Raw genomic sequence first — 19,290 nt, forward strand, 5'->3', positions numbered from 1 at the left:
CTACTTCACCATAAACTCCAGCAGGCTGTCGTTCTCAATGAAAGCCTCCAGTGAATCTCCGATCTCTACCGGGCCCACGCCTTCCGGAGTGCCGGTGAAGACCAGGTCCCCGATGTTGAGGGTGAAGAAGCGGGAGATGTGGGCGATCAGCTTGTCGAACGAGAACAGGAGGTCGCCGGTATTGCCCTGCTGTACGATCTCTTTGTTCTTGTAAAGACAGAAATTGAGGTCCTTCAGATCCGTTCCTTCCTCGATGGGGATGAATTTGCCGACGACAGCAGAATTATCGAACGATTTGGCTATTTCCCAGGGCAGGCCTTTGGCCTTTTGTTTTTCCTGGAGATCCCGCGCCGTGAAGTCGATGCCCACCGAAATACTGTCATAATACTTGGAGGCAAAGCGCTCCTGAATGTGCTTCCCGTTCTTCGATATCCGCAAGACCAGTTCGCATTCATAATGCAGATTATCCGTAAACTCCGGATAATAAAATGGATGGTTGTTTTGCAGGAGGGCATTCTTTGGTTTCATGAAAATCACGGGTTCGGAGGGCACCTCGTTCTTCAGTTCTTCTGCATGTTTGGCATAGTTTCTTCCAACGCAGATAATTTTCATAATGCGTGTATTTTTGTAAGGTTAATAAAGTCTATGGTTTCACCCATAGTCCACAATACATTGTCCATTGTACGTCCTATCATGCTGATTGACGATGCAATTATGAATTACAGACGATCAATGGTACACGGATCATGATCTATAGCATTTTTTAACGCAGGGGCATATTCAGGCACGAAATATACAATTTACTTCTATAATGGAAAAGTCAGGTTGTTATAATTGTTCATCGTCCTGGGCAGTCCGATGGTGGCAAAACTTTCGATGATCTCCACACATTTGCCGATCTTCTGCAAAACGACCGGTTCTTCCTTCGCACTCCATTTACCGAGCACATAGTCAACCTGCCTTCCTTTGGGGAAATCATTGCCGATGCCGAATCTTAAACGGGGATATTGGTTGGTAGCGATGGATTCCTGAATGCTTTTGAGGCCATTATGCCCGGCATCGCTGCCACCGGGGCGGATGCGGATGGTTTCCAGCGGCAGTGCCAGTTCATCCACGATCACCATCATGTTTTCCGCAGTGATCTTTTCCTTGTCCATCCAGTATTTCACGGCCTTTCCGCTGAGGTTCATATAGGTAGTGGGTTTGATCACTACCATGATGCGGCCTTTCCACCGGATGGTGGTCACCTCTGCCAGCCGGTCGTTGTTAAAAGGAGCGTTGTGCTTTGCGGCGAGTGCATCCGCCACATCGAAACCGATGTTATGACGGGTATGCTGATATTCCGCTCCGATGTTCCCTAATCCGACGATAAGAAATTTCATATGCCTGGTACTTGATCCCGTTTAAACACCAATCGGGATACCAAAAATAAAAAGCCCGGCTGAAATAACTGCCGGGCCCTTGATATAATTCTTTGCCAATTTATTTTTTCTTGGCTTCCTTTTCGGCAGCCGCTTCTTCCTGCTTCAGCTGACGCGTCATCACTACAGAAGCAACGGGGATACGGGGAGGATTGAGAATCTCGATACCGTCCGCTATTACATCCGATACCCGGAGGTTCTCGTTCAGGTCCAGGTTGGTAATGTCCACTTCCAGGTTTTCGCGCAGATCTTTCGGCAACGCTTTCACTTTCAGTGTTTTCAGCTTTATTACCAGCTTACCGCCGCTTTTTACGCCGATGGACTGGCCAATGGTCTTCAGCGGCAGGGAGGCTACCACTTTCTTGTCTTCCACGAGTTCGAGGAAGTCCACATGCGTCAGTTCGTCTGTTACAACGTCAAACTGCATGTCTTTCAGAATGCAACGGAAAGTTTTGCCGTCTACTTTTACTTCAACGAACTGGAAGTCCGGTGTATATACCAGTGGTTTGAAAGCAGTAGCAGCAGCTGAAAAACTTACTGTCTCTGCACCCCCGTAAATAACACAAGGCACTTTTTGCTCAGAACGAAGCAGGCGGGTGGCTTGTTTGCCGAATTCGCTCCTGAGCTCTCCTTCGATGGTTATTGTTTTCATTGTTTAAACATTTATGAATAAAAAAAATACACGTTGTTATGATAACCGGCGCTGACTGTGCACGAACAGGCTGGTAATGGACTTGTTCTCGTGCATGTTGCGGATGGCTACGGCGAAAAGGTCTGCCACGCTGATCACTTTGATCTTGGGACTTTCGTGTTTCAGCGGGATGGTATCACATACCACCAGTTCGTCCAGCACCGAATTTTCAATGTTCTCGTAAGCCTTGCCACTGAAGACCGGGTGCGTACAGAACGCTCTTACGCTCCTGGCTCCTTTTTCCATCAGCAATGCTGCCGATTTGGTGAGGGTACCTGCAGTATCGCAGATGTCATCTATCAGCACAATATCCCGGTCCGTCACATCCCCTATCACCACCATTGACGCAATTTCATTGGCCCGTTTACGATGCTTGTCGCAGATCACCATTTCAGCACTGAAATAGCTGGCCACTTCACGCACGCGGGTGGTAGAACCCACGTCAGGGGACGCAAAGGTAAGGTTTTTAAGCTTCAGATTCTCGATATAGGGGATAAAAATCGCCGAGCTGTCCAGATGATCCACAGGGATATCAAAGAATCCCTGGATCTGCGGTGCATGCAAGTCCATGGTAATCACCCTGTTGGCTCCCGCTGCGGTGAGCAGGTTGGCGATCAGCTTGGAGCCGATGGCCACCCGGGGCTTGTCTTTCCTGTCCTGCCGCGCGAAACCGAAATACGGGATCACCGCTGTAATATACCCTGCCGATGCACGCTTGGCGGCATCGATCATGAGCAGCAATTCCATAAGGTTATCGGCGGGAGCGTTGGTGCCCTGAACGAGGAACACATAGTCCCCGCGGATGCTTTCCAGAAAAACCGGCTGAAACTCGCCGTCGCTGAACTTCTGGATATTCACCTTACCCAGCGGATTACCGTACCTGGCTGCGATACGTTCGGCCAGAGCGGGATTGCTGTTTCCTGTGAAGATTTTTACAGTTGGATTCATGTTGTAGAAAAAGAGGTTGCAAAACTATGACTTTATATGGTATATGCCGAAAAAAAATCGGGGCGGGGAAATTGCTAAAAAATTTGGGATAAATTTGCTAAACAAATTAGCTTTTGTATATTTGTGGAAATGAATTGGGTTATGGGAGCGAATACATCATTGTTACCACCGATATCCACGTACATTTCGCCGGAGAAGCGGGTGTTACCACCAATCTGTGACTGGCCGGAGGAAGACCGTCCGCGGGAAAAGCTCATCCGGAATGGCGCCAAGGTCATGACCAATGCAGAACTGCTGGCCATCCTGATCAACACCGGCCAGGATAACAAATCAGCCATAGACCTGGCCAACGAGATCCTTTTCAGTGCCGGCAACAACCTGGCTGAGCTGGCCAAAATGGATGTACGGCAGTTGATGGGCTTCAGGGGCGTGGGGCAGGCCAAAGCGGTCACCATTCTGGCAGCCATGGAACTGGCCCGGCGCAAACAATGCGCGGTTCCGCCCGGGCGGCCGGTGATCCGGAACAGCGAAGACATTGTTTCCCTGCTGCGCCCCCTCATGCAAGACCAATGCTACGAAAGCTTCTATACACTGTACCTCAGCCATGCCAATAAAGTGCTGCATTGCAGCTGCATCAGCACCGGCGGCTTTACCTCCACCACCGTAGATCCCAGGATGATCTTCCAGGAAGCGCTCTGCCTCAGGGCCACCCGCCTGATCCTGGCGCACAATCATCCCTCCGGTTCTTTAAATGCCAGCAGAGCGGATCTCCGTGTGACCAACAGGCTCATAGCAGCCGGCAGGCTCCTGGATATCGAGGTCCTGGATCATGTGATCATATCAGATACGGGGTACATGAGCTTCAGAGATGATGGCATGCTTGGGCAGGAAGCCTGAATAACGCCCGGGTGCTAACGCAACAAGGTGGATACACCTTTTTGGAATACCCGGTTACCGAATTCCGTATCCGTATATTCCAGCATCCAGGCGTAGGTACCCACAGGCGCCGGGGAACCGTTGATGGTACCGTCCCATTTGTTCAGCCAGTTATGTGACTCAAACACCAGTTGCCCGTTCCGCGCATAAATACGGAAAACGAGATCGGCGGTTTTATAACCATTCAGTGGATACAGGTAGTCGTTCGTGCCATCGTTGTTGGGTGTGAAAGCGGTAGGCACGGCCACGCGGCAGGTAGGCACCGTTTTAATGGTCTGCACAACAGTATCGAAACAATGCAGATCGTCTTCGACGATAAGCCGCACTTCATAAGTCTGCTCCCGGCTGCCGATCGGATAACGGAAGGGGTTGGGGTTCACACTGCGGGAGCCATTGCCGAAACCAAAATCCCAGCGGTGAGAAACGATATGGCCAATACTCTGGTCCGTAAAGGTCACCATATCAAGCGGACAAAGTACCGCGGCAGACATGACGAAAGCAGCCTTCAGCTCATTATCCAGCAGTATCTGTTCCGTATGCTGCGCGGAACATACACCATTGGTCACTTCCAGCTGTACGGTCTTTTGGCCGAATACCGTGTACACCTTCTCATAGGTTCTGCCACCGGCAGCAGTATTATCCTCGAAAGACCATTGCCAGTCCGTTACACCTCTTGCCCCATCATGTTCCAGGAATATCCTGTCATACACACAATCCAGTTCCACGCGGTAAGAGAATGCCGCACTTACCGTATCCTTCGTGGAAAAGCTCACCCGGTCTCCCAGCGGGGTCTGCAAACCGCATTCGCTGATCAGCGTATTGCCATCACTCCCCTGCACCAGGTCAATATCATAATCCCCTTCATGATAGATCGGGGTATTCAGCGTTAGTTCTATACTGTCGGTCAGCTGATTATTACAGAAGGTAGTGGCATTCACAACAGCCATACCGGCGTCTGTGCCGCTCAGGCGAAAATCGCTGCCATTGGGCGCCACGGAGCTGCACAGTACGGGACTGGAAAGATAAACCATGATCTTGCCGGGAGCGCATCCGATGGCGGATATCCTGTCAAACGGCACCGCCTGGGGAACGGGCACGGTGAAGTCCACTTCCCGGCCGGCCTGGATGGGATTATCGCAGGCATCCAGCATGGTATTGCCGTCCCGGCCAGTTACCACCCGCACTTTATAGTTCCCCGCGGGAAGAGGTTGCTGCAGGTACAGCACAACAGAATCCATATCAAAACCGGAATTGCAGTTCACGCCCATGGAGCCTATCACCCGCACATTGCTGCCCACCAGTTCGAACTCGTTCCCGTCGCCGGCCATAGTAGCGCATTGGAACTTCTTGTTGAGCTTTACGGTAATGCGGTTATCAAGACAATGATATTTGGCATGCACAAAAGCGCCGGCCAGCGGGTCAGTGATATTGGCCGTTCCGCCGCCGAAAGATAGTTCGTACCCGCTTTGTGTTTGCGTGAAATGGCTGACCATCAGCAGGTACTGGCGGCCGGCCTGCAGCGTGGGCATGCTGCTCCATTTCGGCTCGCTGTATCCCTCACAGGCCATGAGCCGCGTACCGGCACTGGAGGCACCCGTAGCGCCGGCTATAGCGCTCCAGTTCCCGGCCACCTGGATGGCGGGATTAGTATAGACCTCGCTAAGGGCTTTACCGGTAACATCAAATATCTGCCAGTCGTAATCATCGCTCAGATCGTTCGGGGTAATGGTAAAACCCAGCGTCCCTGTTTCGTAGCAGGTGAACTTGTACCAGTAGGGATTTACATCCCGGTAGTCCGTATTACTGTTGCAGGAAGGCAGGGGAATGGACCTTCCCGCGCAAAGTGGAACGGAAGCCTGCTTCAGTGCTTTGGTGCCGCAGATGGGGAAAGCGCTCTGAGGCGTTTGCCCTAACTGCGTGCAGGCCTGAGCCGATATTCGGTTCACCGCACATAACAGGGGAAGGATTAATATGAGAAAAAATCGCATGGGTTATATTGGCAGCAATATAGAGATAATATATAAAGTAATAACCTTCGCTTTTGTTACATTTGCTGGAATTTATTTAAAAAACATATCCACTTATGCTAAAAATCGGCTTGTTCGGTGTTGGTCATTTAGGAAAGATCCATTTATCCCAGCTTGTTACCATGAAAGATGTGGAAGTTACCGGCTATTTCGACCCGAGTGACGCCAATGCCGAAGGAGTACAAACATTATATGGCAACCTGAAACGGTTCACTTCCGCGGAAGAACTGGTGATGGCCGTGGATGCCGTTGACATCGTGGCGCCGACCACGCAACATTATCAGTTGTGCGAACTGGCGATCCGGAACGGGAAACATGTATTCGTGGAAAAACCCATGACCAATACCATGGACGAGGCAAAGCTGCTGGTAAAACTGGTGGAGGAAGCCAATATCAAATTCCAGGTGGGGCATGTGGAACGGTTCAACCCGGCATTCCTGGCGCTGAAAGGTTATGATCTGAAGCCCATGTTCATCGAAGTTCACCGCCTGGCGGAATTCAACCCGCGGGGAACGGATGTCAGCGTGATCCTGGACCTGATGATCCACGACATCGACATCGTGCTGAGCATCGTGAAATCAAGCATCAGCCGCATCTCCGCCAGCGGCGTTGCCGTGATGAGCGACACCCCTGATATTGCCAATGTGCGCATCGAATTCCATAACGGCTGTGTAGCCAACCTCACATCCAGCCGTATCTCCCTTAAAAAAATGCGCAAGATGCGCCTTTTCCAGAAAGATGCCTACATCGGTATCGACTTCCTGGACAAGAAAACGGAGATCATCAAACTGAAGGAACCGGAAGACGAAGGTTTATTCACACTCGATATCGCCACAAATGCCGGTAAAAAGACCATTGCGATCGATAATCCGGAGATCAAGCAATCCAATGCCATCCGTATGGAGCTGGAGCTTTTCCGGGACAGCATACTGGAGAACAAACCGGTTGCCGTAAATGTGATCGACGGGTTCCAGGCGCTGGAAGCGGCCCATCAGATATTGCAAAAGATCGGGAGGGGACAGTCAGCGTAAGCTATCGTTCAGGAAAGCGGATGCGATCACGAGGTCCTGCGGCCTGGTGATCTTGATATTCTGCTCCTCGCCTTCCACCAGATGCACGGCATGGCCGGAGCGTTCCACTACGGTTGCCTCGTCTGTGAACAGGGGATCATAAGGCTGGTCGAATGCGGGTATCAGCAAACCCGACAAGAAGGTCTGCGGCGTCTGGATAATGCGGAAACGCGTGCGATCCGCGGCATTGTTCCCCACAGTATCTACTTCACGAATGCTGTCTTTCAGCGGAATGGCCGGAATGGCGCTTCCTTTCAGCAGCGCCTGTTCATAACAGGTACGGATCAACGCGGGAGATACGAGCGGGCGTACGCCATCATGTACAAATACCACCGCATCCTGTTTGACGAATTGCAATCCGTTCTTTACGGAGTGGAAACGTGTTTCCCCTCCTTCCGCTATAGTGACGGAAGGCGGCCGGCCGAAAGCAGCCAGCACAGCGCCAATGCTCCCCCGGTGCGCGGGCGGTACCACCAGCACGATATGCATATCTTCATAAGCCTCCATAAAGGCCCGGATCGTATAATGCAGCACGGGTTTGCCATTCAGCTCCAGGAACTGTTTGGGCGTAGTACTGCCCATTCTTGATCCGGAACCGCCGGCTACGATGATGGCTATTTTTGCGGGAGATGGCATATCAGATGATCAGCATGGCATCGCCGTAGCTGAAGAAACGATACTTCTCTTTGATGGCCTGCTGATAGGCTTCCATGATCAGATCGTATCCTGCGAAGGCGCAGACCATGATCAGGAGGCTGGTTTTGGGCAGGTGGAAGTTGGTCACCAGCGCATTGGGAATGGAGAAATCATAAGGAGGGTGGATGAAGGTATTCGTCCAGCCTTCTGCTGCTTTCAGATGATTCTGCGCGGTCACGGAAGATTCCACGGCGCGTACGGTAGTGGTGCCGATGGCGCATATCTTGCGGTTATCTTCTTTCGCCTTGTTCACGATCTTCACGGCATATTCGTCGATATGGAAATACTCGGCATCCATCTTGTGTTTGCTGAGGTCTTCCACTTCAATGGGGCGGAAAGTACCGAGGCCGGTATGCAGGGTCACTTCGGCGAATTTCACACCTTTGATCTCCAGGCGTTTGATAAGCTCCCGGCTGAAATGCAGGCCTGCTGTAGGAGCGGCTACTGCGCCTTCGAACTTGGCATAAACGGTCTGGTAACGCTCTTTATCTTCATCTTCAGGCTTGCGCTTGATGTATTTGGGCAACGGTGTTTCTCCCAGGCTGTCCAGCACGGCTTTGAACTCTTCATCATTCCCTTCGAACAGGAAGCGGATGGTACGGCCGCGGGAGGTGGTATTATCGATCACTTCGGCTACCAGGCTTTCATCGTCTCCGAAATACAGCTTGTTGCCTACCCTGATCTTGCGCGCCGGGTCTACGATCACGTCCCACAGACGGTTCTGCTTGTTCAGCTCACGGAGCAGGAAAACTTCGATCTTCGCACCGGTCTTTTCTTTACGGCCATAGAGTCTTGCGGGAAATACCTTGGTATTGTTCACTACCATGACGTCCTTATCGCTAAAATACCCGAGGATATCTTTGAAAACCTTGTGCTCTATTTTGCCGGTGGCGCGGTTAACAACCATCAGGCGGCTCTCGTCTCTTGTCTTGGAAGGGTGCTGTGCGATGAGGTTCAGCGGGAGATCGAACTTGAATTGTGATAATTTCATATTACGGTATGAATGAATTTAAAGGCTGCGAAGGTACGCATTATTATACAGACCGTCAAAAAATATGCTAACGCCCTGGTATTGCAGCAATTAGTTGCCGTGTGTACCCGGATTCCGGTTGATGGTACACTTTTCGTGCCAGCCCGATCTCCGCTATCCTGCCTTTGTTCATCACCATCATGCTGTCACTGATAAAATGCACAACGGACAGGTTATGGGAGATGAAGATATAGGTGAAATTAAATTCCTGCTGCAGCTGCACCAGCAGATTCAGCACCTGTGCCTGCACGCTGACGTCCAGCGCGGATACAGATTCGTCGCAGATAATGAACTCCGGGTTAACCGCCAGGGCCCTTGCGATCACGATGCGCTGCCGCTGCCCGCCGGAGAACTCGTGGGGATAGCGGTGATAATGCTCCGGGCGCAGGTTCACTTTTTCCAGCAGTTCCATGACCTTTTCTTTCCTTTGACGGTCATTCCCGTACAGCCCGTGCACCTGCATGGGCTCCAGGATGGCCTGTCCCGTTGTGAGGCGGGGATTGAGCGAGGAATAAGGGTCCTGGAAGATCAGCTGTATGTGTTTGCGCATCTCCCGCATATCTGCCATGGACAGGGTGCGCAAGTCTTTTCCTTTATAGTAGATGTTACCGGCAGTTGGTTCTATGAGGCGGAGCAGGGTACGGCTCAATGTGGTTTTCCCGCAGCCGGACTCCCCTACCAGCCCCAGGGTTTCCCCTTCCCTGACCTCAAAGCTGACATTGTCCACCGCCTTCGTCCATGCCGTTACTTTGCCCAGGATGTTCCGCCGTTGGGGAAACCAGGTGCTGAGGCCTTCCACTTTCAGCAGCGGCGGGCGTTTGGATAAAACGGCCTCCCGGGCATCCATTTCCGCGTCGGGCAATTCGAGCGTGTTGACAAATTCCTCCACGCCTGTTTGGCTGTTGAGGAAATCGCTCACCACCGGCAGGCGGCGGAGGCGTTTCTCCAGCGGCGGGCGGCAGGCCAGCAGCCCACGCGTATAAGGATGTTGGGGGCGATGGAAGATATCCTGCACAGGGCCTTCTTCCACGATCTGGCCTTTGTACATGACGGCCACCCTTGTGGCAATCTCGGCCATAACGCCGAGGTCGTGGGTAATGAACACCACACTCATCCCCATTTCGCGCTGTAATTCCAGCAACAGTTCCAGGATGGTCTTCTGCACGGTAACGTCCAGCGCGGTGGTGGGTTCATCGGCGATCAGCAGGCGCGGGCCGCAGCTGATGGCCATGGCGATCATCACCCTTTGTTTCTGACCGCCGGAAAGTTCATGGGGGTATTTATCATAGGCCTGCTCAGGGTGCGGGATGCGCACTTTTCCGAACAGGGCAATAGCCTGTTTACGCGCTTCCCGGGTGCTGACCTTCCTGTGCAGCCGGATGGCTTCCGCCACCTGGTTTCCGCAGGTATGCAAGGGGTTCAGCGAGGTCATCGGCTCCTGGAAGATCATGGCGATCTCGCTGCCGCGGTACTTACGCATCTGCAGCGGGGGAACTTTCGCCAGGTCAATTGCCGCGGCGCCGGGAGGCTGATAGATGATGCTGCCATTGCTGATCCTGCCGGGGGCCTGTACCAGCTGCATCAGGCTCAGCGCAGTAACGGATTTGCCGGAACCGGACTCCCCCACAATGCCCAGTATTTCGCCGGGCATAATGTTCAGCGAAATGTTATTGACGGCTGTAACAGTTTCCCCTTCCGTACGGAAAGTGACTTCCAGCTGGCGGATCGAAACGAGGGGATTGGCACTCAAAAGAGCAGATGTTTAACGGTCTGGTGATTGTGAATGAGGTTCTGCAGGGAATCGACCCCTATTTTCAGATGACGTTCCACGTATTCCGTGGTCACCTTTTTATCGCTTTCCTCGGTCTTAACCCCTTCCGGCACCATGGGCTGATCGGATACCAGCAGCAATGCCCCGGTGGGGATCTTGTTGTAGAAGCCTACAGAGAAAATGGTGGCGGTTTCCATATCTATGGCCATTACGCGGATGCGTTCCAGGTATTTTTTGAAGTCCATATCGTGTTCCCATACCCTGCGGTTCGTGCTGTAGCAGGTGCCGGTCCAGTAATCGCATCCGTATTCGCGGATGGTGGTGGAGATGGCTTTTTGCAGGGCAAAGGCCGGCAGGGCGGGTACTTCGGGCGGGAAGTAATCATTGGAGGTGCCTTCCCCGCGGATGGCGGCAATCGGCAATATCAGGTCCCCGATGTTGTTCTTCTTTTTCAGCCCTCCGCATTTGCCCAGGAACAGTACAGCCTTAGGGGATATGGCGCTGAGCAGGTCCATGACCGTTGCGGCGCCGGGGCTGCCCATCCCGAAATTGATGATGGTGATATCCCCTGCGGTGCAGCATTGCATGGGACGGTCCAGCCCAACGATCTTGGCATTGTTCTGCTGGGCAAACATCATCACGTAGTTGGTAAAATTGGTCAGGAGGATGTGAGAACCGAAGTTCTCCAGCTTCTCGCCGGTATAACGGGGAAGCCAGTTCGCTACTATATCTTCTTTTGTTTTCATCCTTGCATTCCGGTTTTTTGCTGACGGCATGTACTTTGCAGATGAACGTCAGTGACAGCCTTTGACTAGTGAATTTACCGTTTTTTCACGAAACGCCCTAGCTTTACAGTATGATCAATATCCAGTTTCCGCCACCCGACTTCAAGATCACGTCCACCAACGGGCAGGAACTGATCTTCGACCCTTTCCGGAAAAAATATGTGGTGCTGACGCCCGAAGAATGGGTACGGCAGAACTTCCTGAATTATCTCGTGAAGAAAATGGACTATCCCGGCGCGCTGATGAGCATTGAAAAGGAAATGAACCTTGGCGAGCTTCGCAAGCGCTGCGATATTGTGGTGTACACCCGCGAGGCGGAGCCCTGGATGATCGTGGAATGCAAGGAAATGGGGATTTCGCTGAACAGCGCCGTGCTGGAGCAGATCGTGCGTTATCATATGGCATTGCCGGTGCCTTACCTGGTGATCACCAACGGCAGCCATACCTGGTGCTGTAAAATGAATACCGAGGAGGGGAAATGGGAGTTCGAGCCATCATTGCCGGGTTACCCGGATATAAGGGAGGAGCCAACGGTAAGGGAATTGTAAAGCAAAACGGCCCGCATCAAATATGACACAGGCCGTTTTTGTGATTATCGTCAACGATCAGGGGAAGATGCCCAGTTGGTCGTATGCAGCGCCTACCTTGTCGATCGCGCATACATATGCGGCGGTGCGCATATCCCTGATCTTTTTATGCTCCATGAATTTCTCGCGCACTTCGTGCAGAGCGGTGTGCATGGTCTCTTCCAGGCCGGAATACACCAGGTCCACTTCATCAGCGCCGTGGGCAATGAATTTCCTTTCTTTTTCCGATACTTTCTTGCCGGTCAGCTCTTCTATGGTGCTGAGGATATGGATGTTCATATTCTCGTCGAAGCGTTTGCCGAGGCGTCCGTAGCGGACATGGCTGAGGTTCTTGAGCCATTCGAAATAGGAAACGGTTACACCGCCGGCATTAAGGAACATGTCCGGCACCACGATCACGCCTTTTTTGGCGAGTATCTCATCCGCTTCCGGGGTAATTGGGCCGTTGGCAGCTTCGCCAATGATCTTCGCTTTCACCCTGGGGGCATTGCTGCCGTCTATCACATTTTCCAGGGCGGCGGGGATGAGGATATCGCATTCCATCTCCAGGCCGTCTGTATTCTTTTTCAGGTTCTTTCCACCGGGGAAGTTGACGATTGAGCCGGTTTCATTGCGGTGCTTCAGCACAGCATCCGGGTCCATACCTTTTGGATTGTAGATGGCGCCATCGTATTCGATCAGGCAGATGACCTTGGCGCCGGCTTCGTGGAAGTATTTGGCGGCGTGATAGCCCACGTTCCCCATGCCCTGAACGATCACTGTCTTTCCTTCAAGACCGGGCTCCAGGCCGAGGCGTTTCATATCTTCCTTTACGTTGCAGAGCTCCCTCAGGCCATAGAATACGCCGAGGCCGGTAGCTTCCTTGCGGCCGCGCACACCGCCCTGGTTGAGGGGTTTGCCGGTCACACAACCGAGGCCGTCCACTTCTCCGGGGCGAAGGCTCATGTAGGTGTCGAGGATCCAGCTCATTTCCCGCTCACCGGTGCCGTAATCGGGCGCCGGTACGTCGATGCCGGGGCCGATAAAGTTCTTTTTGACCAGTTCCGCCGTGTAACGGCGGGTGATGGCCTGCAACTGGAAGGGGGTGTAGTTGCGGGGATTGATCTTGATACCGCCTTTGGCGCCGCCGAAAGGCACATTCACAATGGCGCATTTGTAGGTCATGAGTGCGGCCAGGGCCATTACCTCGTCCTGGTTCACTTCATCTGAAAAACGGATGCCGCCTTTACAGGGGAGTTTGTGATGGGAATGCTGTACCCGGTATGCCTCGATCACTTCGATGGTGTCACCGACACGCACGGGGAATTTAATACGGTAAACGGCGTTACAGGCCTTGATCTGTTCAAGGACGCCTTTTTCCCATTTGGTGAACGCGGCAGCTTTATCGAAGCTCTCCGCCACGCTCTGGAAGAAACTATAGTGTTGTTCTTGCGCCGGCACTTTTGCTTTAGCCATAAAAAACGGTTTATGTATGTTGTTTTGGTGTGTTTGGCGAGGTTGGTTTATGTTGTGGTATTATTCTTTTTCCAGTTTGCTGATGCGGCGGTCCAGCCTGGCGAGGTACAATACGATGCAGGTAAAGATGATCACCAGTACGCCTACTGCCACGTATATTTTGCTTTCGCTCCGGAAGAATTCATTTACCGGCCCGGTTTCGGTGTTCTGCTGCTGAACGGCTTCCTGGCCGAATACTGCCGTAAAGGTAAAGAAGAGGCAGATGAAGAGTAAATAGCTGAGTCTTTTAGCCATGAAGGATATTTTTTAAAACGAGTCTTTTATAACGGTTCCGCAGGGTATAGATCCAGATGCCCAGCAGGGTCCATCCGATGAAGGCCGGCCAGAGCACCATTTTGATGGTCCCTTCCGTATCGGCGGAGCTGAAACCCGGGCTGCTGGCGCTGCCGGGATGCAGGGATTCCACCATTCTCGGGATGATATACGTCAGCGGGACCAGTAATGCGAAGGCAAAGACGTTGAAGATGGCGGAGACCCGCGCCCTTTTGTCAAGGTCCGTAAACGACAGCCGCAGCACGAGATAGGCCAGGTAAATCGTCAGGGCGATGGCGGTGGTCATCTGTTTGGGATCGTTCACGATGGTGCCGCCCCAGGTGTAGGTGGCCCATAACATACCGGTCAGGAAGCCCATCACACCAAAGAGCACCCCGATGCTGGCGGCGCTGGATGCACGGATATCCCGGCGCAGATCGTTCGTGGCAAGGTACCATACGGAATTGACCACGGAAATCGAAAAGAGGGTGTACATGCTCATCCACATGGGCAGGTGAAAGAAGATACTGCGGGCAGCCTGCTGGTTATTGCCGATGGACGGCACCCTTACACTGAAACCTCCGATGATGACGTATAGCAGGATTGCTACGCTGAGGATTTTCCACCAATGTTTAGCCATTGTTCTAATTGAAATATGTGGTGGCAAACCTACAGGATTTAACGTTAACCACAAAGGAATTTGCCGATTTTGATGTTCTTCCAACGGCGTCGCGGATACTTGAAAAACATATACTGCCGGGCGATTTTCATTAAAAAACGTATAGCGGTTGCCCGGCAAACCGGGCAACCGCTATACCGCGTCAACCTGATATGAACTAGTTACGAAGATTGGAATTCCTGTCTTCCTGCTCCTGCGGGATGGGCATATACTCGCTTTGGCCTGCCACAAAACCCGGCAGCTCGGCAGCGGCACGGCCGGTACGCAACAGATCGTTGAATCGCTCCCCCCACCATTCGCAGATCAGCTCCGCACGGCGTTCGTCCAGCACATTCTGCAAAGTTACGCCGTTGATGGCATTCAGTTTGGCGCGCAAACGCACTTCATTGAACGGCGCATCCCCGTTTTGTCCTTTGCGGACCTTTGCTTCGGCATTCATCAGCAGCACTTCCGCATAACGGAAAACCCGCACGTTGTTATTGGCGCCATAATAATCCACACGGCCGGTGGTCATTTGCGATGAGGGCAGATATGCCTTGCCGTTGAAATACTTCTTGCGGGCAACATTGCCGGAAACCGGGTCTCCATCGGGCGTAAATGCCGTTGTGCCCGGTTCGCCGTTTACGCCGCAGTGCAGAATGGTGGTCCGGAGCCGGAGCGTATCGTTCCTGCCTTCCAGGAAATCAACGGCTTTCTGGGTAGGCACCATCCAGCCCGAGCCGGAGATAGGCATACCGTAGGTATTCTCCGGGCCCTGGAACAGGAAGAAATTCCCCCACAGCTCATTCGCCCCGCCGGAGGTTACGATGTCTCCCGAGGCCTGGCCAAAGTCTGAATACTGAAATTCCAGTATGGATTCATTGGACATCTTGCCGGGCTTCTTGAATAGCTGGTAATAGTCGGGAAACAGCGAGAAACCGCCTTCCGTCATGATCGTGTTCGTACAGTCCAGCACCACATCCCAGTACGGGCTTGCATTGTCATTCCCGGCAAGGTCCATCGCCGCTTTGGCTTTCAGCATGAGCGCCGTGTAACGGGTAACAGCGCCAACGGGTGTTGCTGCATTCGGGCGCACATTCTGCAGGTTGGCGATGCAGAAGTCCATTTCCTCGATCACATGTTGCTTCACATCCTCGTTGCTGGTCTTGGTAGCATTGCTCAACGCATTCGGGTCGTTGCTTTCCTCACCCAGAACGGGCACATCCCCAAAATACCGGGCAGCCCAGTAATGCCCGAGTGCGCGCCAGAACCTGACTTCTGCCTGGTATTGGGCCAGGAGCTGCTGATTGGCGGCATCGCCTGCCGGAATGTTGTTGCCGAACTGGGTCAGCTCTGCAAGGGCGCTGTTGGCGGACAACACTACGCCATATAAACTGATCCACATATCATTGATGCCCCAGTAGCTCTTCACCGTTACATTGTTCTGGTAGTTGTGGATAGCCATCTGGCCTGCATCGTCATTCCCCGGTTCGATCTCGTCACTGCGGACAGACCTGATCGTCACACTGATCCATTTGGCGAAGGTACCCCTGGTAGCGGTGCTGTACACCCCGGATACCGGCTGATACATCAGGCTGAGATTGGCATAATCTATCCTGGTGGCCTGCGCCTCGTTTTCCTGTGGCCGGTCCAGGAACTTGGAGCAGCCGGGCAGCACGGCAATTGTGATCAACAGAACTGTTATTTGCATGTATGGTCTCATACGAATATTTTTTTTGCTTTTGATAAACCACTATTTAATACACCGGCTAGAAGCTTGCTCTTACACCAAAGCTGTAGGTAGCCGAAATGGGGTACACATTCATATCGTAACCCGGTCCGGTGATCTCCGGAGTGAAACCGTTGTACTTAGTGAAAATAAATGGTCTGTCTGCCGTAGCGAATACCCGGATATTTCCGGACCCGCTCTCTTTACCGAGATTGAAAGTGTACCCTGCCTGGATGTTCTGTATGCGCAGATAGGCCCCGTTTTCCACGAAGAAGGAATTGCCTACCTTGAACCAGGAGTCTGCAACAGCCTGCGCGGAAGGGTATTCATTGGTAGATCCCGGGCCCGTCCACATATTGCTGGCAAATTCCGCGTCAACATTCAGGGAATTGGATGCTTTATACAGCTTGCCGCGGTTCAGGTTCAGTATCTTGTTACCGGATACGCCCTGGAAAAAGATGCTGAAATCTACCTGCTTGTAATTCAGCGCCAGGTTGAAGCCATAGTTCAGGGTCGGCAGGTAATTGCCGATGTTCACACGGTCCGCATTATCCAGTACGCCGTTACCATCCTGATCTTTATATTTCGGCCATCCCGGCTGGATCTTGGCGCTCGCCGTAGCATTATACGCAGCGGCTACCGGATCTTTGGCGATCTCGTCCGCGGTCTGGTACACGCCAATAAATTCATACCCGTAGAAATACCGGAGCGGTGAACCCACCTGTATCCTGTTGGGAAATTCAGCAATGAAGGGGAATACACCGCTATTTAAACTGGGCAGCGAGCCCAGGTCTGTTACCCTGTTCTTCAACGTAGAGAAGTTGCCGCCGATGGTAAAGTTCAGATCACCGATCCTGTCTCTCCAGCTCAGGGAAACGTCCCACCCGCTGTTGACCATGGACGCCCAGTTACCATAAATGCTGCCGTAGGTAAACCCGAAGGGGCGGTCGAATGCGGCATCGCTGGTGGTGCGGTGGTAATAATCGACGGAACCCTGCAGCTTGCTGCCGAACATCTCGAAGTCAACACCGCCATCCCATTCGGTCACCACTTCCCAGGTAATGTCCGTGAAAAAGCGGTCTACCGTATAGCCGAACACATAATCGCCATTAGCGGCGGCAGTGCTGCCAAACACACCGGAGTTGGCGGCGCCGGTGTTCACAATGGCATATCCTGCGTTCGCGGTTACCCCGTCGTTACCCAGTTTACCCCAGCTGCCACGGATCTTCAGGAAGTCAAATATTTTCTGATCCTGCATAAAGCTCTCCTTGCTGAGCACCCAGCCCAGGCCTACGGAAGGGAAATACCCCCACTTGGTCTGGTACTTGGAGCTGCCGTCTGCACGGAAAGTAGCTGTCAGCAAGTATCTTTCATCATAGTCGTAGGTGCCGCGGGTGAAGTAGGACAAGCCTGCGTTGCGGCTGCCATCTTCATTATAACCATTCTGGTCCCTTATGCCCTGTCCGGCGTACCAGGATTCTTCTACATTGGGAACGTTGTTGGCGGACACCCATGTTTGTCTCCATCGTTCTTCCCGTACAGACTGGCCCAGGAGGAGCGACCAGTGATGACGCCCGCTGCCGTCCCGGTAGGTGAGCAGGTTATCCAGGATATAATTGGTATTGCGTTCCTGGGTAGACTGGAGATTGGACGGGATGATGCTTGCGCTGCCCGGGCCCAGGTTGCGTTCTTCACCGTAGGTGACACGGTGGCCGGAAGCATACAGCTGGTTGATCTGCGAGCGGAAAGTAAGCCTGTTTTTCCAAACGGAGGCTTCCGCATATATGCTCGGCAGCAACTGGAAGCTTTTTAACCGGTTATAATTATAATAAGCGGACGCTGCCGGATTGGCATCATCCCGGCCTATCACGGAAGGCGCTGCAAATTTTACGGGAAATGCATTGGTGTTGTTTTCATCATACACGGGGAACAGCGGGGATGCGGAGAAGGCATCAGAGAATGCCGCGCTGTTCGGCGAGAAGGTGATGGAATTGGTCAGAATGGAGGTAAAGCCCACTTTCAGCCAGGGGAACGGGTTGGCTTCCATCTGCAACCTCACATTGTATCGCTGGAAGCTGTTGCGGGCTTCCATGATGCCATCCTGGTACATGTAGTTGAAACCCATGGCATACGACACCTTTTCGCTACCGCCCTGCAGGTCCACCCCATGATTCGTGATCAGGGCCTGCTTTTTCAGCAGTTCATCATACCAGTCCGTGCTGGTGGAGGGGCTCAGGCCAGTGCCGCCATAACGGGCAACCGATTCCCTGACCGTACCGCTGTCACGGGCGCTCCTTCTCTCCAGCGCGAAGCGGGTGAACTGTTCACCATTCGCCATTTTCAATACATTGGTGGGTACCTGTACGCCCACGTAACCGTTATAGGTCACACGGGTTTTCATGTTGAAGCGGCCTTTTTTGGTCGTGATCAGCACTACGCCGTTGGCGGCTCGCACACCATAAATAGCTGCGCCGGAGGCATCTTTGAGGATGGACATTTCAGCAATGTCGTTAGGATTGAGGAAGCTGATATCATTCACGAACATCCCGTCCACCACATACAGCGGATTTTCGTTATTGAATGATCCTATCCCTCTGACGCGCACATTCGGTGAGCTGCCGGGGGCGCCGTTGCTCACGATCTGTATGCCGGGAACACTGCCCTGAAGGGCTTCCATAGGCGTGGAGGTGGTACGTTTGAGCATTTCCCCGGTGTTCACGGTGGTGATGGGTGCCGTCAGGTCCCCTTTGCGCTGGGTGCCATACCCTACCACCACCACTTCATCAAGACTGGAACCTCCGGATGATGCCAAAGTAATGCTGATGGTTTCAGAGATGGGAACGGTCTGCCTGATAAATCCGATGGCGGAGATCACCAGGGAATCGGCTGAACCGGGCACGGTAAGCGAGAAGTTCCCGGTCTCGGAGGAAATGGTCCCGATCCCGGGCGTATTCCTGACCACGATCGTTGCGCCGGCTACCGGGCCGCCCTTGTCACTCGACACACTGCCTTTCACAGTCCTGTCCTGGGCATGCGCAGATGCCAGTATCCCCAATAAAAGGGGCAGGGAAATAAAGAAGCTGCGGAAACATCTTTTCATACGCGGAAATTTATTTTTAGAACTTAAAGAAAGCGGAACCAAACAATCCTTCAAAATTACCGGTCCGGGAAGAA

At 52.8% G+C, this 19,290-nt stretch carries 17 protein-coding genes; 3 read left to right on the top strand and 14 right to left on the bottom strand.

Annotated features, from left to right (window positions below):
- The 4 genes from FW415_RS23230 to FW415_RS23245 all read right to left on the bottom strand — a co-directional run bounded on the left by FW415_RS23230 (nt 1) and on the right by FW415_RS23245 (nt 3,060).
- Nucleotides 1-612: a fumarylacetoacetate hydrolase family protein gene (locus FW415_RS23230; RefSeq protein WP_148389493.1), complete on the bottom strand. Its 612-nt coding sequence runs from the start codon at nt 610-612 to the stop codon at nt 1-3.
- A 194-nt stretch (nt 613-806) separates the two neighbouring features.
- On the bottom strand, nt 807-1,382 hold the full coding sequence (gene pth, locus FW415_RS23235) for an aminoacyl-tRNA hydrolase (RefSeq protein WP_148389494.1): 576 nt from the start codon (nt 1,380-1,382) through the stop codon (nt 807-809).
- A 100-nt stretch (nt 1,383-1,482) separates the two neighbouring features.
- Nucleotides 1,483-2,073: a 50S ribosomal protein L25 gene (locus FW415_RS23240; RefSeq protein WP_148389495.1), complete on the bottom strand. Its 591-nt coding sequence runs from the start codon at nt 2,071-2,073 to the stop codon at nt 1,483-1,485.
- A gap of 36 nt (nt 2,074-2,109) precedes the next feature.
- Complete coding sequence (locus FW415_RS23245) at nt 2,110-3,060, bottom strand: ribose-phosphate pyrophosphokinase (RefSeq protein ID WP_148389496.1); 951 nt, start codon at nt 3,058-3,060, stop codon at nt 2,110-2,112.
- Nucleotides 3,061-3,261: 201 nt separating this feature from the next.
- Here FW415_RS23245 and radC point away from each other — a divergent pair, with 201 nt between their 5' ends.
- Nucleotides 3,262-3,957 (top strand): DNA repair protein RadC, encoded by a 696-nt coding sequence (radC, locus tag FW415_RS23250; RefSeq protein WP_246858845.1) that lies wholly within the window; start codon nt 3,262-3,264, stop codon nt 3,955-3,957.
- 14 nt (nt 3,958-3,971) lie between these two features.
- On the opposite strand, the gene FW415_RS23255 is transcribed toward radC, so the two are convergent.
- Nucleotides 3,972-5,942: a gliding motility-associated C-terminal domain-containing protein gene (locus FW415_RS23255; RefSeq protein ID WP_168208953.1), complete on the bottom strand. Its 1,971-nt coding sequence runs from the start codon at nt 5,940-5,942 to the stop codon at nt 3,972-3,974.
- Nucleotides 5,943-6,079: 137 nt separating this feature from the next.
- Here FW415_RS23255 and FW415_RS23260 point away from each other — a divergent pair, with 137 nt between their 5' ends.
- Nucleotides 6,080-7,054 carry a Gfo/Idh/MocA family protein gene (locus FW415_RS23260; protein WP_148389499.1) on the top strand — a complete coding sequence of 325 codons (975 nt, stop codon included), beginning with the start codon at nt 6,080-6,082 and terminating at the stop codon, nt 7,052-7,054.
- Here FW415_RS23260 and FW415_RS23265 read toward each other — a convergent pair.
- From FW415_RS23265 to FW415_RS23280, 4 genes are all read right to left on the bottom strand, one after another.
- Nucleotides 7,046-7,729, bottom strand: coding sequence for a 2-C-methyl-D-erythritol 4-phosphate cytidylyltransferase (locus FW415_RS23265; protein WP_148389500.1), 684 nt, complete (start codon nt 7,727-7,729; stop codon nt 7,046-7,048). The two genes, FW415_RS23260 and FW415_RS23265, sit on opposite strands and share 9 nt — an antisense overlap.
- Before the next feature lies 1 nt (nt 7,730).
- Nucleotides 7,731-8,780: a tRNA preQ1(34) S-adenosylmethionine ribosyltransferase-isomerase QueA gene (gene queA / locus FW415_RS23270; RefSeq protein ID WP_148389501.1), complete on the bottom strand. Its 1,050-nt coding sequence runs from the start codon at nt 8,778-8,780 to the stop codon at nt 7,731-7,733.
- A gap of 67 nt (nt 8,781-8,847) precedes the next feature.
- Nucleotides 8,848-10,569, bottom strand: coding sequence for an ABC transporter ATP-binding protein (locus FW415_RS23275; protein ID WP_148389502.1), 1,722 nt, complete (start codon nt 10,567-10,569; stop codon nt 8,848-8,850).
- Nucleotides 10,566-11,336, bottom strand: coding sequence for an AMP nucleosidase (locus FW415_RS23280; RefSeq protein ID WP_148389503.1), 771 nt, complete (start codon nt 11,334-11,336; stop codon nt 10,566-10,568). The genes FW415_RS23275 and FW415_RS23280 overlap by 4 nt, the downstream gene beginning before the upstream one ends.
- A gap of 110 nt (nt 11,337-11,446) precedes the next feature.
- Here FW415_RS23280 and FW415_RS23285 point away from each other — a divergent pair, with 110 nt between their 5' ends.
- Complete coding sequence (locus tag FW415_RS23285) at nt 11,447-11,923, top strand: type I restriction enzyme HsdR N-terminal domain-containing protein (RefSeq protein WP_148389504.1); 477 nt, start codon at nt 11,447-11,449, stop codon at nt 11,921-11,923.
- Nucleotides 11,924-11,980: 57 nt separating this feature from the next.
- On the opposite strand, the gene FW415_RS23290 is transcribed toward FW415_RS23285, so the two are convergent.
- From FW415_RS23290 to FW415_RS23310, 5 genes are all read right to left on the bottom strand, one after another.
- Nucleotides 11,981-13,417, bottom strand: a complete 1,437-nt coding sequence (locus tag FW415_RS23290; protein ID WP_148389505.1) for a Glu/Leu/Phe/Val dehydrogenase — start codon at nt 13,415-13,417, stop codon at nt 11,981-11,983.
- A 60-nt stretch (nt 13,418-13,477) separates the two neighbouring features.
- Nucleotides 13,478-13,711: a CcmD family protein gene (locus FW415_RS23295; protein ID WP_148389506.1), complete on the bottom strand. Its 234-nt coding sequence runs from the start codon at nt 13,709-13,711 to the stop codon at nt 13,478-13,480.
- Nucleotides 13,704-14,369, bottom strand: coding sequence for a cytochrome c biogenesis protein CcsA (gene ccsA, locus FW415_RS23300; protein WP_148389507.1), 666 nt, complete (start codon nt 14,367-14,369; stop codon nt 13,704-13,706). The genes FW415_RS23295 and ccsA overlap by 8 nt, the downstream gene beginning before the upstream one ends.
- Nucleotides 14,370-14,565: 196 nt before the next feature.
- Nucleotides 14,566-16,098, bottom strand: coding sequence for a RagB/SusD family nutrient uptake outer membrane protein (locus FW415_RS23305; protein ID WP_168208954.1), 1,533 nt, complete (start codon nt 16,096-16,098; stop codon nt 14,566-14,568).
- 58 nt (nt 16,099-16,156) lie between these two features.
- A complete protein-coding gene (locus FW415_RS23310; RefSeq protein ID WP_148389509.1) occupies nt 16,157-19,216 on the bottom strand; it encodes a TonB-dependent receptor in 3,060 nt (1,019 codons plus the stop codon).
- Between the last annotated feature and the right edge of the window lie 74 nt (nt 19,217-19,290).

Origin of the sequence: Chitinophaga sp. XS-30 (genome assembly GCF_008086345.1) — a bacterium.
Lineage (GTDB): Bacteria > Bacteroidota > Bacteroidia > Chitinophagales > Chitinophagaceae > Chitinophaga.